At 68.3% G+C, this 14,774-nt stretch carries 12 protein-coding genes; 2 read left to right on the forward strand and 10 right to left on the reverse strand.

Translation table 11 applies throughout. The annotated features are described in order from the left end of the window. Positions 1-133: 133 nt before the first annotated feature. The gene (locus ACVCMB_RS04205; RefSeq protein WP_447106211.1) at positions 134-685 is read left to right on the forward strand and encodes a Smr/MutS family protein; all 552 of its coding nucleotides are present in this window, start codon (positions 134-136) and stop codon (positions 683-685) included. A 78-nt stretch (positions 686-763) separates the two neighbouring features. Here ACVCMB_RS04205 and truD read toward each other — a convergent pair whose 3' ends face one another. The 8 genes from truD to ACVCMB_RS04245 form a co-directional block, all read right to left on the reverse strand. Next, positions 764-1,774 carry a tRNA pseudouridine(13) synthase TruD gene (gene truD, locus ACVCMB_RS04210; RefSeq protein WP_395118883.1) on the reverse strand — a complete coding sequence of 337 codons (1,011 nt, stop codon included), beginning with the start codon at positions 1,772-1,774 and terminating at the stop codon, positions 764-766. A 180-nt stretch (positions 1,775-1,954) separates the two neighbouring features. Continuing rightward, the gene (gene mgtE, locus ACVCMB_RS04215; RefSeq protein ID WP_395118885.1) at positions 1,955-3,349 is read right to left on the reverse strand and encodes a magnesium transporter; all 1,395 of its coding nucleotides are present in this window, start codon (positions 3,347-3,349) and stop codon (positions 1,955-1,957) included. Then, a complete protein-coding gene (gene ispF / locus ACVCMB_RS04220; RefSeq protein WP_447098743.1) occupies positions 3,346-3,819 on the reverse strand; it encodes a 2-C-methyl-D-erythritol 2,4-cyclodiphosphate synthase in 474 nt (157 codons plus the stop codon). The genes mgtE and ispF overlap by 4 nt, the downstream gene beginning before the upstream one ends. After that, complete coding sequence (gene ispD / locus ACVCMB_RS04225; RefSeq protein ID WP_447106212.1) at positions 3,816-4,514, reverse strand: 2-C-methyl-D-erythritol 4-phosphate cytidylyltransferase; 699 nt, start codon at positions 4,512-4,514, stop codon at positions 3,816-3,818. The genes ispF and ispD overlap by 4 nt, the downstream gene beginning before the upstream one ends. Beyond that, positions 4,511-4,840, reverse strand: a complete 330-nt coding sequence (gene ftsB, locus ACVCMB_RS04230) for a cell division protein FtsB (RefSeq protein ID WP_395118890.1) — start codon at positions 4,838-4,840, stop codon at positions 4,511-4,513. Before ftsB ends, ispD begins: the two co-directional genes overlap by 4 nt. A gap of 15 nt (positions 4,841-4,855) precedes the next feature. After that, positions 4,856-6,154 carry a phosphopyruvate hydratase gene (gene eno, locus ACVCMB_RS04235; protein WP_447106213.1) on the reverse strand — a complete coding sequence of 433 codons (1,299 nt, stop codon included), beginning with the start codon at positions 6,152-6,154 and terminating at the stop codon, positions 4,856-4,858. Between the two features lie 143 nt (positions 6,155-6,297). Next, the gene (gene kdsA, locus ACVCMB_RS04240) at positions 6,298-7,131 is read right to left on the reverse strand and encodes a 3-deoxy-8-phosphooctulonate synthase (RefSeq protein ID WP_395118894.1); all 834 of its coding nucleotides are present in this window, start codon (positions 7,129-7,131) and stop codon (positions 6,298-6,300) included. Positions 7,132-7,215: 84 nt separating this feature from the next. Then, on the reverse strand, positions 7,216-8,889 hold the full coding sequence (locus tag ACVCMB_RS04245) for a CTP synthase (protein WP_395118896.1): 1,674 nt from the start codon (positions 8,887-8,889) through the stop codon (positions 7,216-7,218). A gap of 143 nt (positions 8,890-9,032) precedes the next feature. Here ACVCMB_RS04245 and ACVCMB_RS04250 point away from each other — a divergent pair, with 143 nt between their 5' ends. Continuing rightward, the gene (locus ACVCMB_RS04250; protein WP_447106214.1) at positions 9,033-10,832 is read left to right on the forward strand and encodes a M24 family metallopeptidase; all 1,800 of its coding nucleotides are present in this window, start codon (positions 9,033-9,035) and stop codon (positions 10,830-10,832) included. A 46-nt stretch (positions 10,833-10,878) separates the two neighbouring features. Here ACVCMB_RS04250 and lipA read toward each other — a convergent pair whose 3' ends face one another. Continuing rightward, entirely contained in the window at positions 10,879-11,856 is a 978-nt protein-coding gene (gene lipA, locus ACVCMB_RS04255) for a lipoyl synthase (RefSeq protein ID WP_447098738.1), read from the reverse strand. A 104-nt stretch (positions 11,857-11,960) separates the two neighbouring features. Beyond that, positions 11,961-14,717 (reverse strand): putative bifunctional diguanylate cyclase/phosphodiesterase, encoded by a 2,757-nt coding sequence (locus ACVCMB_RS04260; RefSeq protein WP_447106215.1) that lies wholly within the window; start codon positions 14,715-14,717, stop codon positions 11,961-11,963. Positions 14,718-14,774 lie beyond the last annotated feature (57 nt).

Consider the following 14,774-nt stretch of genomic DNA (forward strand, 5'->3'; position numbering starts at 1 on the left):
GTCGAAAACTGCCTGCCGGCGCAGGAAGATCAAGCGCGGCGGTTTCGTGATGGTTGCAAGTCTACCGTAGCGCGCCCCCAAGTTTCACCGGGATTCAACGCATCGTGCCGCCGCTTCTGGCTAGGATGCGCAGATGAAGCGACCCAACCCGCCCCGGATCACCGACGACGATCGCCGCCTGTTCCGCGAGGCGATCGGCGAGGTGCAGCGACTCGCGCCGGTTTCCCCGCCGCCGGCGACGGCGAAACCCGCGCCACACCCGCGCATGTTCGAGGCCGACGAAGCTGCCGTGGCCAGCGAGTTGCTGGACATGGATTTCGACCCGGCCGCGCTCGAAGTCGGCGAGGAACTCGGCTACCTGCGCGACGGTTATCCGCCCAGGTTGCTGCGGCAACTCAAGCGCGGCCAGTTCAGCGTGGGCGACGACCTGGACCTGCATCAGATGAACGCCGCCGCGGCCCAGGCCAGCATCGTCGCGTTCCTGGCCGAAGCGCGGCAAGCCGGCGTGCGTTGCGTGCGCATCATCCACGGCAAGGGGCTGCGTTCGAAGGCTGCCGGTCCGGTGCTGAAGGCGCTCACCGATCGCATGCTGCGCCGGCGCGACGACGTGATCGCGTTTGCCTCGGCGCGCCCGGCGCAGGGTGGCACCGGGGCGGTGATCGTCTTGCTGAAAGAGCAGAAGTGAGTGGAGAGGAGTGAGAACTGAGAGAGGGAACGGGTGCGCTCGTGCTTTCTCTTTCTCTCACTCTTCACTCATCTCCACTCACTCCTCGCCTTTAAGCTCGCGCACCACCACCGTGGCGTACGCGCCAGCGGGCAGCTCGAACGACAGTTCCAGCGCGTCCTCGCCGAGCCAGCGCCAGTGGAGATTGTGCGGAATCAGCCGCAGCGGGCGGCGCTCCTGATCCATGCGCGCGGCGGCCAGGCCGCTGGCCAGGTCGTCATTCGCCGCAGCGACTTCGCGCTCCAGCGCGCCTGCTTCGCCCTGGCTCGGCGGCTCGCCCTGCCCCCACAGCGGGCCTGACGGATGGATGTCGGCGCGCGCCAATCGCGCGGCCAATTCGTCGTTGAACGGTTCCGGCCCGAACCACGAGCGCGAACCGGCCAACGACCAGATTTCCCCTTCCAGCGGCCGGTCCCACGCATCGTGCTCGACCCGCGCCGCCAGTACGGCATTGAAGATGTGCGAACGCGCCGCGGACAGCAAAATCGAACGCTTGTCGCGATCCACCCGGCGCCCACCGAACATCGCGCGCGCCTGTGCCACGTTGCCGCCTTCGCGGCCGAAGCGCTGCTCGCCGTAATAGTTCGGCACGCCGCGCGCAGCGATCTGCCGCAGCACCGACTCCGCCCGCGCGCGATCGCCGCTCACCTCGCGCAACACCAGCACGAAGCGGTTGCCGCGCAGGGCGCCACGCTTGAGCTTGCGCGAATGCCGCGTCGCCGCCAGCACTTTCACCTCCGGGTGCGGGAACGTGGACCAGTCCGGATCGGGCCGGCCGGCCAGTTGCACCGAGAAGGTCTGCCGGGTCACGGCATGGCGATCCTTGAGGCCCGCATAACCGACCGCGACCTGCGGCACGCCGGCGAACTTCGCCAGCTCGCGCGCGACCCAGTCGGTGTTGGCGCCGCGCTTCTCCACCCACAGCAGCAGGTGCTCGCCGGCACCCTCGGCGTCGTAGCCGAGGATCTCCTCGACCAGGAAGTCCTCGGGACTGGCGCGCAGCCGGGCAGTCAGTGGCGGTTCGCCGAAAGCATGGGGCAGTTCTTGCATGGAGAAACGGCTTCTTTGGGCGTCATTCCCGCGAAGGAGGGAATTCGATCTGACGGGTGACTGAAGAGCAGGCTGGATTCCCGCTTGACCGGCCCTTCGGCCGTTGCATGGCGCCTCGCGGGAATGACGTCCTGCCACGCTCGGGTTCGACAACCTGAAACCGGGCCGGAAGGGGGACGATTACATCAGGAACACCGTCGCCAGTCCGAGAAAAATGAAAAAGCCGCCGCTGTCGGTCATGGCGGTGATCAGCACGCTGGAGCCCAGCGCCGGGTCGCGGCCGAAGCGGGTCATGCAGATCGGGATGCCGACGCCGGCGAAGGCCGCCAGCAACAGGTTCAGCGTCATCGCCGCGGTCATCACCAGGCCCAGCGAGGCACTGTCGTAAAGCAGCCACGCCACGATGCCGATGACGCCACCCCACACCAGTCCGTTCAGCAGCGCCACGGCCATCTCCTTGCGCCACAGGCGCCGCGCGCTGTCGGCGCTGATCTGGTTCAGCGCCAGCGCGCGCACGATCATGGTGATGGTCTGGTTGCCGGAGTTGCCGCCGATGCCGGCCACGATCGGCATCAATGCGGCCAGCGCCACCAGGCGCTCGATCGAACCCTCGAACAAGCTGATCACGCGCGAGGCGATGAAGGCCGTCATCAGGTTGATCGCCAGCCACAGCCAGCGGTTGCGCAGGCTGGCCCAGACCGAGGCGAAGATGTCCTCCTCCTCACGCAGGCCGACCCGGCCCAGCGCCTCGCTTTCGCTCTCCTCCCGGATCACGTCCACCATGGCGTCGATGGTGATGCGGCCGATCAGGTGGCCGCGCTCGTCCACTACCGGCGCGGTCACCAGGTCGTAGCGCTCGAACGCTTGCGCCACGTCGTAGGCGTCGTCGGTGGGGTGGAAGGTGTTGACGTCCGGCGCCATCACCTCGCTGACCATGCGCTCGGGGGAATTGACCAGCAGCCAGTGCAGCGGCAGGACGCCAGTCAGCAGGTTGTCCTGGTTGATGACGAACAGCTTGTCGGTCTGTGGCGGCAGCTCTTCCCAGCGGCGCAGGTAACGCAGCACCACTTCGAGACTCACGTCCTCGCGGATCGTGACCATCTCGAAGTCCATCAGCGCGCCGAGCTGGTCCTCCTCGTAGGACAGCGCCGACTGCACCTGCTCGCGTTGCTGCGAGTCGAGGCTGGCCATCAGCTCCGGCAGCACCGCCGTGGGCAGGTCTTCGACCAGGTCGGCCAGTTCGTCGGCGTCCAGCGTTTCGGCGGCGGCGAGGATCTCGTGGCGATCCATGTCCGCGATCAGCGATTCGCGCACCGCGTCGGACACTTCCAGCAGGATCTCGCCGTCGCGGTCGGCCTTGACCAGTTGCCAGACCGCAAGGCGCTCGTCCAGCGGCAGCGATTCGAGGACGAAGGCGATGTCGGCCGGGTGCAGCTCGTCCAGTTGCTGGCGCAGGTCCGCCAGCACGTCCGCGGGCAGGCGGCCGTCGCCTTCGTGACGATGCAGCAGCTCGACGATGGTGTCGAGCCGATCGTGCAGCCGGTTGGCGACGCTGCGGGCCTCGATCTCGGTCATGCGCGCTCCAGCAGCACGCACGCCTGTGCGGCGATGCCCTCGCCGCGGCCGCAGAAACCGAGCCTTTCGGTGGTGGTGGCCTTGATGCTGACGCAACCGATGTCGCAGGCCAGGTCGGCAGCGAGAATTTCGCGCATCGCCTGCGCATGCGGACCGACCTTCGGTGCCTCCCCGATCACGGTGACATCGGCGTTGCCCAAGGCGTAGCCATGCTGCGCCATCAGCATTGCCGCATGGCGCAGGAACTGGCGGCTGTCGGCGCCGCGCCAGCGTGCGTCGGTGGGCGGGAAATGACGGCCGATGTCGCCCAGTGCCAGCGCGCCGAAGATGGCGTCGCACAGCGCGTGGATCACCACGTCGCCGTCGGAGTGCGCCACCACGCCGCGATCGTGCGGCACGCGCACGCCACCGAGCACGAGGTGGTCACCCTCGCCGAACGCGTGCACGTCGAAACCGCTGCCTATCCTCATGAACTTGTCCTTGCGAGCAGGAACTGCGCCAGCGCGAAATCCGCTGCCGTGGTCACCTTGATGTTGTCCTCGGCGCCTTCGACCAGCAACGGCGAGAACCCGGCCAGCTCCATCGCCATCGCCTCGTCGCTGACGTCCACGCCACGCTGATGCGCATCGCGCAGCGCCGCCGTCAACGGGCCACGCCGGAACATCTGCGGCGTGAACGCGCGCCAGCGCGACTCGCGCGGTTCGGTGCGCGCGACGCATCCGTTCACGTCGGCGTGCTTGAGCGTATCGCGCAGCGGCGCGCCGAGCAGGCCGCCGTCGCCTCGCCCGCCCCGCTCGATCAGGTGGCCGATGTCATCCAGCCGCACGCAGGGACGCGCCGCGTCGTGTACCAGCACGAACTCCTCATCGCCGACACCCGCAGGCAGCGCGTCGAGCCCCGCCAGCACCGATTCACTGCGCTGCGCGCCGCCGACAGCGGTCAGCACCGGCTTGCCGCACACGTCGCGCAGGCCCGGCCAGTGCCGGTCATCGGCCGCGAGCGTCACCAGCAGGCCGCCGATCCGCGGATGCGCGGCGAGGCGCGCCAGCGTGTGTTCGATCAGGGTCCGGCCGGCCAGCAACTGGTATTGCTTGGGCAAGTCGCCGCCGGCCCGCACGCCCCGCCCGGCCGCCGGCACCACGCACCACAACGTGGTGCCGGTCATGGCGAGCCGCGCGCAGCGGATGCGGCCGTGGCCGGCGAGCTGCCCGCGCGCGCGGGCTCGACCACCTGGTAGAACACCTCGCCGGGCTTGATCAGCCCCAACTCGGTACGCGCGCGCGCCTCGACCGCCTGGTCGCCATGCTTGAGGTCGTGCACGTCGGCGGCCAGCGCCTGGTTGCGCTTCTGCAGGCGCGCGTTGTCGCCGGTCTGCTTGTTCACCGCGATGCGCAAACTGTCCACCTCCTGCATGCTGCCGCTGCCGAACCACAGCTTCAGCTGCAAGCCGACCAACAGCAGCAACAACAGCAGGGCGATCCAACGCAGCATGGCGGCGTGTCCCGCTCAGCCCGGCAAACGGCCGAGGTTGGGGAACGCCTCGCGACCGGCGTAGCGCGCAGCCGAGCCCAGCGCCTCCTCGATGCGCAGCAACTGGTTGTACTTCGCCACGCGATCGCTGCGGCACAGCGAGCCGGTCTTGATCTGGGTCGCCGTGGTGGCCACCGCGATGTCGGCGATGGTGGTGTCCTCGGTCTCGCCGGAGCGGTGCGAGATCACCGCCGCGTACTTCGCCGCGTCGGCCATGGCAATCGCCTCCAGCGTCTCGGACAGCGTGCCGATCTGGTTCACCTTGATGAGGATCGCGTTGGCGATGTTCTTCTCGATGCCCTCGCGGAAGATCGCCGGGTTGGTCACGAACAGGTCGTCGCCGACCACCTGCACGCGCTCGCCGATCGCGTCGGTGAGCAGCTTCCAGCCGTCCCAGTCGCCTTCGGCCATGCCGTCCTCGATGGTGACGATCGGATACTGCTTCGCCCAGCCGGCGAGCAGGTCGACGAACTCGGCCGAGCTGTACTGCTTGCCTTCGCCGGCGAGGTCGTACTTGCCGTTCTTGTAGAACTCCGAGCTGGCCGCGTCGAGGCCGAGCAGGATCTCGCTGCCGACCTTGTAGCCGGTCTTGTTGATCGCTTCGAGGATGGTGTCGATCGCCTCGACGTTGGAGCGCAGGTTCGGCGCAAAGCCGCCCTCGTCGCCCACCGCGGTGGCGAGGCCACGGCCGTGCAGCACGCTCTTCAACGCATGGAAGATCTCCGCGCCGGCGCGCAGCGCCTCGGCGAAGCTCGGCATGCCGACCGGCAGGATCATGAACTCCTGCACGTCGACGTTGTTGTCGGCGTGCGCGCCGCCGTTGATGATGTTCATCATCGGCACCGGCAGCGCGCCGGGCTTGCCGTGCGACAGGTACTGCCACAGCGGCTCGCCGCGCGAAGCTGCCACCGCGTGCGCGGCCGCCATCGACACGCCGAGCAGCGCATTCGCACCCAGCCGGCCCTTGTTCGGCGTGCCGTCCAGCGCAATGAGCTTGGCATCGAGGCCCTTCTGATCGGCCGCATCGAAACCCTTCAGCGCATCGGCGATGGTGCCATTGACGTTGGCTACCGCGTTCTTCACGCCCTTGCCGCCGTAGCGCGACTTGTCGCCGTCGCGCAGCTCGACCGCCTCGCGCGAACCGGTGGAGGCGCCGCTCGGCACCGCGGCGCGGCCGAAGCCGCCGCCGGCCAGGGTGACTTCGGCTTCCAGCGTGGGGTTGCCGCGCGAGTCGAGGATTTCACGGGCTTGGATGCGGGTGATCAGAGTGGTCATGGTTATCCGTCAGTGAAGTGTTGTCGTAGGGGCCCGCTCGCGGGCGATGCTTTTACAGATCCCGAATCCCCGCTCTCAGCAGACGAACGTCCGGTCATCCCGACCCAACAGCATCGCCCGCGAGCGGGCTCCTGCAGGCGTGGTCACACGTCCTGTTCGAGGAAGCGGTGGCGCTTGGTCACGGCGTCCAGTTCCAGCAGGGTTTCCAGCAGCGCCTCCATCTTGCCCAGCGGCCACGCATTCGGGCCGTCGGACAGCGCCTTGCTCGGATCGGGATGGGTCTCGGCGAACAGGCCGGCCACGCCGACCGCCACCGCCGCGCGCGCCAGCACCGGCACGAATTCGCGCTGGCCGCCGGAGCTGGCGCCCTGCCCGCCCGGCAACTGCACCGAATGCGTCGCGTCGAACACCACCGGGCAACCGGTCTCGCGCATCACGCTGAGCGAGCGCATGTCCGAGACGAGGTTGTTGTAGCCGAAGCTGGCACCGCGTTCGCAGACCATGATGTGGTCGTTGCCGACGGCCCTGGCCTTGGCCACCACGTGCTTCATGTCCCACGGCGCCAGGAACTGGCCCTTCTTGATGTTTACCGGCTTGCCGGCACGCGCCACTTTCTGGATGAAGTCGGTCTGCCGGCACAGGAAGGCCGGCGTCTGCAGCACGTCGACCACCGATGCCACCTCGTCCATCGGCGTGTACTCGTGCACGTCGGTGAGCACCGGCACGCCGATCTGGCGCTTCACTTCGCCCAGGATGCGCAGGCCCTCTTCCAGGCCGGGCCCACGGAAGCTCTCGCCGGAGGAGCGGTTGGCCTTGTCGAAGCTGGATTTGAAGATGAAGGGGATGCTCAGCCGCGCGGTGATTTCCTTCAGCATGCCGGCGGTGTCCAGCTGCAGCTGCTCGGATTCCACCACGCAGGGGCCGGCGATCATGAACAGGGGTTGGTCGAGGCCGACCTCGAATCCGCAAAGCTTCATGACTCTTTCCCGTTCAAAGCGTTCTTGATTCCATCATGCCCGCATTCGCGGGAATGACAGCCACGAGGGTGTCGCGTTGCCGCGTCATGCCGTCGCCTGCACCGGCGCCAGCTTCTCGCCGGCGCGCACGGCCTTGTACTCGCGTGCCGCGCGCACGAAGCCGCTGAACAACGGGTGGCCGTCGCGCGGGGTCGAGGTGAACTCCGGGTGCGCCTGGCAGCCGAGGAACCACGGATGCTGCTGTTGCGGGAGTTCGACGATCTCCACCAGCAGGTCGTCCATCGACTTGCCGGAGATCACCAGGCCCAGGTCCTCGAACGTCTGCCGATAGCGGTTGTTGAACTCGTAGCGATGGCGATGGCGCTCGCGCATGACGTCCTGCCCGTACATCGCGCGCGCCAGCGTGCCGGCCTTGAGCCGGCATTCCTGCGAACCCAGGCGCATGGTGCCGCCCAGGTCGGAGCGGTCGTTGCGCTGCTCGACTTCACCGGTCGCGGTGGTCCACTCGGTGATCAACGCGATCACCGGGTTCGGCGTGTTGCGGTCGTTCTCGCTGGAATCGGCGTCGGTCAGGCCAGCCACGTGGCGGGCGAAATCCACCACCGCCGCATGCATGCCGTAGCAGATGCCGAAATAGGGCACGCCGTGCTCTCGGGCGTACTTCGCCGCCAGCACCTTGCCCTCGAAGCCGCGCTTGCCGAAGCCGCCGGGCACCAGGATGGCGTCGGCCTTGCCCAGCACTTTGGCGGCGCCTTCGGCCTCGACCTGCTCGGAGTCGATCCAGTCCAGGTTGACCCGTGTCTGCTGCTTGATCCCGCCGTGGCGCAGCGCCTCGCCGAGCGACTTGTAGGCGTCCTTGTGCTCGACGTACTTGCCCACGATGGCGACGGTGACCTCGTCCTTCGGGTGCTCCACCGCATCCACCGTGCGCTGCCACTCGGACAGGTCGGCCGGCTTGGCGGCCAGGCCGAGTTTCTTCACCACGATGTCGTCCAGGCCCTGCTGGTGCAGCCACAGCGGCTGCTTGTAGATCACGTCGACGTCGGCCGCGCTGATCACGGCGGATTCGGGCACGTTGGTGAACAGCGCGATCTTGCGCCGTTCGGCCTCGGGCAGCGGCTCCTCGCAGCGGCACAGCAGGATGTCCGGCTGGATGCCGATCGAGCGCAGCTCCTTCACCGAGTGCTGGGTCGGCTTGGTCTTGATCTCGCCGGCGGCCTTGATGTACGGCACCAGGGTCAGGTGCATGAACACCACCTTCTCCGGACCGTGCTCGATGCGCAACTGCCGGATCGCCTCCAGGAACGGCAGCGACTCGATGTCGCCCACGGTACCGCCGATCTCCACCAGCGCCACGTCGAAGCCGCGGGTGGCCTCGTGGATGCAGTGCTTGATCTCGTCGGTGATGTGCGGGATCACCTGCACGGTGGCGCCGAGGTAATCGCCGCGACGCTCCTTGCGGATCACCGCCTCGTAGATCTTGCCGGTGGTGATCGAGTTCTTGCCGGACAGGCGGGTGCGCACGAAGCGCTCGTAGTGGCCAAGATCGAGATCGGTCTCGGCGCCGTCGTCGGTCACGTAGACCTCGCCGTGCTGGAACGGACTCATCGTGCCCGGGTCCACATTGATGTAGGGATCGAGCTTCATCATGGTGACCGAGAGGCCGCGCGCTTCGAGGATGGAGGCGAGCGACGCCGCCGCGATGCCCTTGCCAAGCGAGGACACCACACCGCCGGTGACGAAAATCAGGGGGGTCATGGAAAGCAGCCGTGCGGGAAATTGGCATTTTAGCTGCAGAACCGTCCGACGGCGAGATGGCGTGCGAAAAATCGACCCCATCGGTTCATTTCCGGAGCAGCGCGTGCATGAAAACGGCAGATGGCGCCTGCTAGCATGACAGGATGAACAATCCCGTCCCCGCCCGTCTCGCCGCCTTGCGCGCGGCCATGAAGCAGCACGGCGTCGCTGCCGTGCTCGTTCCCAGTGCCGATCCGCATCTGTCCGAGTACCTGCCGGCGCACTGGTCGGCGCGGACATGGCTGTCCGGGTTCGACGGATCGGCCGGCACGCTCATTGTCGGTCGCGAGCAGGCCGGGCTGTGGACCGACTCGCGCTATTTCGCGCAGGCCGAGCAGCAGCTGGCCGGTAGCGGCGTCGCGCTGATGAAGCTGCGCGTGCCGCACACGCCCGAGCATCTGGAATGGCTGCAGCAGCAACTGCATGACGGCGACGTGCTGGCAGTGGCCGGGGACAGCGTGGCGGTCGCCACCCGGCACCAGATCGAACACCGGCTGGCGGAGACCGGCGCCACCGTGCGCACCGACCTCGACCTGCCGGGCGAGATCTGGACGGATCGCCCCGCCCTGCCGGCGTCGCCGGTGGTCGAGCACGCGCTGGCCTGGGCCTGCATCCCCCGCGCGGAAAAGTTCGCGCGCCTGCGCAAGGCGATGCGCAAGCTCGGCGCCAGCCATCACCTGGTGTCAAGCCTCGACGACATCGCCTGGCTGACCAACCTGCGCGGCAGCGATGTCGAGTGCAACCCGGTGTTCCTCGCCCACCTGCTGGTACAGGCCAACGCCGGCGCCACCTTGTTCGTCGGCCGCGCCAAACTCGATGATGCGCTGGTCGCGGCACTGGCCGCCGACGGCATCGGCATCGCCGATTACGCTTCGATCACCTCGGCGTTGCCGGAGCTGGGCGCGGACGACCGCCTGCTGCTGGACAGCGGCCGCGTGGTCAGCTCGATCGCCGCGGCAATCGCGCCGGAGGTCACACGCATCGAGGCGCCCAACCCCAGCACGGCGTTCAAGGCGATCAAGAGCGCCGCCGAACTCGACCATGTCCGCGACGTGATGCGCCGCGACGGCGCGGCGCTGGTGCGCGGTTTCCGCCGGCTGGAACAGCGGCTCGCCGCCGGCATGACGCTGACCGAGCTGGACGTGGACACGCTGCTGCACGAGGAACGCTCGGCCCAACCCGGCTGGGTCGGCGAGAGCTTCGCCACCATCGCCGGCTACCAGGCCAACGGCGCATTGCCGCACTACCGCGCCACGCCGCAGTCGCACAGCACACTGCAGGCAAAAGGCCTGCTGCTGATCGACTCGGGCGGACAGTACCTCGGCGGAACCACCGACATCACCCGCGTGCTCGCCCTGGGCGAGACCACCGCCGAGCAACGCCGCGATGCCACGCTGGTGCTGAAGGGCATGATCGGGCTGTCGCGCGCGCGTTTTCCCAAGGGCGCCAGCGGCCCGCAACTGGATGCGCTGGCGCGTGCGCCGCTGTGGGCGGCGGGCATGGATTACGGCCACGGCACCGGCCATGGCGTGGGTTATTTCCTCAACGTGCACGAAGGCCCGCACGGCATCCGTGCACCGGTGCCCGGCGGCGCGCTGGTGCCGCTGGAGCCGGGCATGATCAGCTCGATCGAGCCGGGCCTGTACAAGCCCGGCCGGCACGGCATCCGCCACGAAAACCTGGCCGTGGTGGTCGAGGCCGACCACACCGAGTTCGGCGAATTCCTCGCCTTCGAGACACTCACGATGTGCCCGTTCGATCGCCGCGCGCTCGAACCGAACCTGCTCAACCCGGAAGAGCGCGCGTGGCTGGACGACTACCACGCCAACGTGCGCGCCGCGCTCAGCCCGCTGCTGGCCGACGCCGATCTGGAGTGGCTGAACCGCCACTGCGCGCCGCTGTAGGCCGCGCCCTGCGGCAGGCTCCATGGACCTGCCGTCGCGCCGCGGGTCACAGCCCCAGGTTGTTGTGCTCCAGCACGCGTTCGGCGCGATAACTCGAACGAACCAGCGGTCCGGCGACCGCCTCCACGAAACCCTTGCCCAGCGCCAGTTCGCGATAGGCACGGAATTCGTCCGGCGTGACGAAGCGCTCCACCGGCAGGTGGTGCGGGCTGGGCCGCATGTACTGGCCCAGGGTGACCACGTCCACGCAGGCGGCGCGCATGTCGTCCAGCGCCTGCTCGATCTCGGCGTCGGTTTCGCCCAGGCCCAGCATCAGGCTGGTCTTGGTGAGCGTCCTGGGCGCGTGGCGCTTGGCGAACGCCAGCACGTCCAGGGTCTGCTCGTAGCCGGCACGCGGATCGCGCACCGGATGGGTGAGGCGGCGCACGGTTTCCAGGTTCTGCGCGTAGGTGGCCAGGCCGGCGTCGAGCACGGTGGCGACGCTGGCATGGTTGCCGGCGAAATCGGGCGTGAGCGCCTCCACCGCGGTGTCGGGCGAGCGCAGGTGGATGGCCTTCACGCAGGCGGCGTAGTGGGCGGCCCCGCCGTCCGCCAGGTCGTCGCGATCCACCGAGGTGAGCACCACGTACTTCAGCCCCATCAGCGCCACCGCGTCGGCCACCTTGGCCGGCTCCAGCGGGTCGAGCCAGCCGTTCGGGTTGCCGGTGGAGACCGAGCAGAACTTGCACGCGCGCGTGCACACCGATCCCATCAGCATCAGCGTGGCGGTGCCGCGGCCCCAGCACTCGGCGATGTTGGGGCACTTGGATTCGGCGCACACGGTGTTGAGCTGGTGCGTGCGCACGATATCGGCCACTTCCTCGTAATGCGCGCCGCTGGGCAGCTTCACGCGCAGCCACGGCGGCTTGCGGCTGACGTCGGGCTCATGGCTGTGCGCGTTGGGCTTCTGGCCGCCCTTTACCGCACGCGTGCCCTGCGGACTGGTGAACTTGCTGCCGTCCGGGATGGAAGGGTTGCTGGACATGGAGATGCGGGCTGGCTGGACTGCCGCCAGTGTCGCGCGCCACGCCTGCGCCTGCCCTGATGCACGTCAAAGCAGCCGGGTCGATGCCACGCGCCGCATGCCGATCAACCGCGCCGTGGCGGCACCAATCGCAGACGGGGGGAGCCGCTCTGCTGGTTGGGGCTGAGCAACGCCTGGATTTCCTCGGCCTGCAACGGATACGAGTAGAGGTAGCCCTGCCCCTCGACGCAACCGGCGCGCAGCAGGAACTCGTGCTGCGCCTCGGTCTCGATGCCTTCGGCGATGGTGACCAGGCCCAGGCTGCGCGACATCGCCAGCATCGCCTCGGTAATCGCCGCGTCGTTGGCGTCGCCGGGCAGGCCGGTGACGAAAGAGCGGTCGATCTTCAGGTAAGTGACGGCCGGCAGCTTGAGGTACGCCATCGAGGAGTAGCCGGTGCCGAAATCGTCGATGGCCACGTCGATGTTCAGCATGTCCAGCGTCTGCATGGTGCGCTGGGTGTCGTCACCCAGCCGCAGCATCGCGCTCTCGGTGATCTCCAGCAGCAGGCGGTGCGGCGACACGCGACGCGACTGCAAGGTACGGCTGACCCCGTCGACGAAGGACGGATGGCCGAACCAGCGCGCGGAGATGTTCACCGCCACGCGGATCGGCGGCACGCCGGCCAGGTCCCAGGCCTGGATCTGGGCGCAGGTGGCCTGCAGCACCCATTCGTCGATGCGCCGGATCAGGCCCAGACTCTCCGCCACCGGGATGAACTCGCCGGGCAGTACCTCGCCGCGCTCCGGATGCTGCCAGCGCAGCAGCGCCTCCACCGCGACGATGCGTCCCGTGCGCAGCTCGATGCTGGGCTGGAACACCAGGTCGAACTCGCCGCGACTCAGTGCCTGGCGCAGTTCGGTCGCCAACTGCAGGCGGCGCCGGTTGTCGGCGTGCATCATCGGCGTGTAGAAGCGGAACGCGTTGCGCTCCTCGGTCTTGGCCGCATACATCGCCGCGTCGGCGTTGGCGATGAGGACTGCCGCGTCGTTGCCGTCCAGCGGGTAGCCGGCCACGCCGATGCTGGCGGTGAGCACGACCTCGTAATCGTCCAGCACCAGCGGCTCGGACAGCGTCGCCAGCAACCGGTTGACGATCGCCCGCGCATCCTCGCGCAGGCTCAGTCGCGGCAGCAGCACGGTGAACTCGTCGCCGCCGATGCGTCCGGCCACGTCGCCGTCGGAGAGCTGCCGGCTGATGCGCTCGCCCACTTTCACCAGCAAGCGGTCGCCGATCGCGTGACTGTAACTGTCATTGACGATCTTGAATGCATCCAGGTCGATGAACAGCACCACCGCCGCCAGCCGCTCGCGCTCGGCCTGGGCGATCGCCTCGCTGCAGTAGCGTTCGAACTCGGCGCGATTGACCAGGCCGGTGAGCGGATCGTGCCGGGCCAGGTGTTCCAGCCGGCGCTGGTTGGCCTTGGCCTCGTGGATGTCGGTGCACACCGCCACGTAATACGTCACGTGGCCGTCGCCATTGCGGATCGCGCTGAGGCTCAAGTGTTCCGGATAGGTCGTGCCGTCGGCGCGGGTGCTCAGCACCTCGCCGATCCAGTTGCCGCCGGCGGCCACGTCGTCCCAGATGGCTTTCGGCAGCGCACGTCCGTCCGGCAGGCGGCGCGTGTCGCCCAGCCGCCGGCCCTGCAGCGCCAGGCTGCTGAAGCCGGTCAGCTCGGTGTGCGCCGCGTTGGTGGAGGTGATCCGCTGCTGCGCGTCGGCGATGACCACGCCCTCGGCGATGCTGGCCAGCGCCTCGGCCGCCACCCGGCGCTCCTGTTCCATCGCCACCCGCTCGGAGATGTCGCGGATGATCGCCTGGCACACCGGCAACTCGCCCCAGCGGGCAACGCTGGTCTGGGTCTCCACCGGGCGGGAGCTGCCGTCGGCGGCCAGCAGCGCGTTGGTGGCGGCGCGCCCCGCCTGCTGGCCGGCCAGCGGCTGCAGGAACAGGTGCACGTAGCGGTCGCCGATCAGCTCCTTCGCGCTGCGCCCGGTCCAGGCCGCCGCCGTGCGGTTCACGTCGAGAATGCGTCCGCTGCCTTCGTCGATCATCACGATCGCGTCGGCGGCGCTGTCGAACAGCAGCCGGTAGCGCTCTTCGCTGCCGCGGATGCTCTCCAGGATGCGCCGGGCCATGCCCAGCCACAGCAGCACGGCGACCAGGGTGACCGCGACCACGCCACCGAAGAGCAGCTTGCCGACCCACGAGGCGCCGCGCGCCACCTCGACCGAGAAGACGTTTGTGCGCGGCTCGATGAAGCGGTTCAATTCGTGGATGCGACTGCGTTGGCGAAGCTGCTCGGCCGGCGGCAGGCCACCGGCCGCGTAGGCGCGTTGCAACTCGCCGGCAATCTCGTCCAGCTCGGTAATGGCGTCGTCGACCGAGTACCAGGCGCGAAGCGCCTCGCTGATGTGCGGCGCCGACGAAAAATGCTGGAGGATGAAGATCATCCCGGGGATGGCATCGGGGATCACGCTGCCCCGGGCGAACGCCTGGGCGACCTTGTCGTGGTCGAACTGGCCCGAGGCGATCGCGTCGCGGGCCCAGCGATCGGAGAGCACTACCGCGTAGTGGCGCCTGAAGCCGGCCAGGTCCGCGGCGTCGCCGCTGATCGCATAGGCTTCCAGGTCGATCACCGACTGCTTCTGCGCCTTGGACCACAGACTCTCGCCGTTGAGGAAACCGGCGAGAGTGATCTGGATCTGCAACGCGCCCCAGGTCAAGGCCAGCATCAGCCCCACCATCGCGATCAGCGCATACGCCAGCGGCATCAGTCGCCGCGACAATGGCTTTTGCAAGGTGGCTCGGGAAGTGCGCATCATGCCCCTTCTACCATGACTGGTGCCTTGTGACCCACTGCGTGCTCCTTGGTTGCT

The organism is Rhodanobacter sp. UC4443_H10, assembly GCF_052978325.1.

What these genes read in the sequence shown, in the direction of transcription:
- ACVCMB_RS04205 (WP_447106211.1), top strand. Translation starts at nt 134, where the DNA reads ATGAAGCGACCCAACCCGCCCCGGATCACCGACGACGATCGCCGCCTG.
- truD (WP_395118883.1), bottom strand. Translation starts at nt 1,774, where the DNA reads ATGCAAGAACTGCCCCATGCTTTCGGCGAACCGCCACTGACTGCCCGG.
- mgtE (WP_395118885.1), bottom strand. Translation starts at nt 3,349, where the DNA reads ATGACCGAGATCGAGGCCCGCAGCGTCGCCAACCGGCTGCACGATCGG.
- ispF (WP_447098743.1), bottom strand. Translation starts at nt 3,819, where the DNA reads ATGAGGATAGGCAGCGGTTTCGACGTGCACGCGTTCGGCGAGGGTGAC.
- ispD (WP_447106212.1), bottom strand. Translation starts at nt 4,514, where the DNA reads ATGACCGGCACCACGTTGTGGTGCGTGGTGCCGGCGGCCGGGCGGGGC.
- ftsB (WP_395118890.1), bottom strand. Translation starts at nt 4,840, where the DNA reads ATGCTGCGTTGGATCGCCCTGCTGTTGTTGCTGCTGTTGGTCGGCTTG.
- eno (WP_447106213.1), bottom strand. Translation starts at nt 6,154, where the DNA reads ATGACCACTCTGATCACCCGCATCCAAGCCCGTGAAATCCTCGACTCG.
- kdsA (WP_395118894.1), bottom strand. Translation starts at nt 7,131, where the DNA reads ATGAAGCTTTGCGGATTCGAGGTCGGCCTCGACCAACCCCTGTTCATG.
- ACVCMB_RS04245 (WP_395118896.1), bottom strand. Translation starts at nt 8,889, where the DNA reads ATGACCCCCCTGATTTTCGTCACCGGCGGTGTGGTGTCCTCGCTTGGC.
- ACVCMB_RS04250 (WP_447106214.1), top strand. Translation starts at nt 9,033, where the DNA reads ATGAACAATCCCGTCCCCGCCCGTCTCGCCGCCTTGCGCGCGGCCATG.
- lipA (WP_447098738.1), bottom strand. Translation starts at nt 11,856, where the DNA reads ATGTCCAGCAACCCTTCCATCCCGGACGGCAGCAAGTTCACCAGTCCG.
- ACVCMB_RS04260 (WP_447106215.1), bottom strand. Translation starts at nt 14,717, where the DNA reads ATGCGCACTTCCCGAGCCACCTTGCAAAAGCCATTGTCGCGGCGACTG.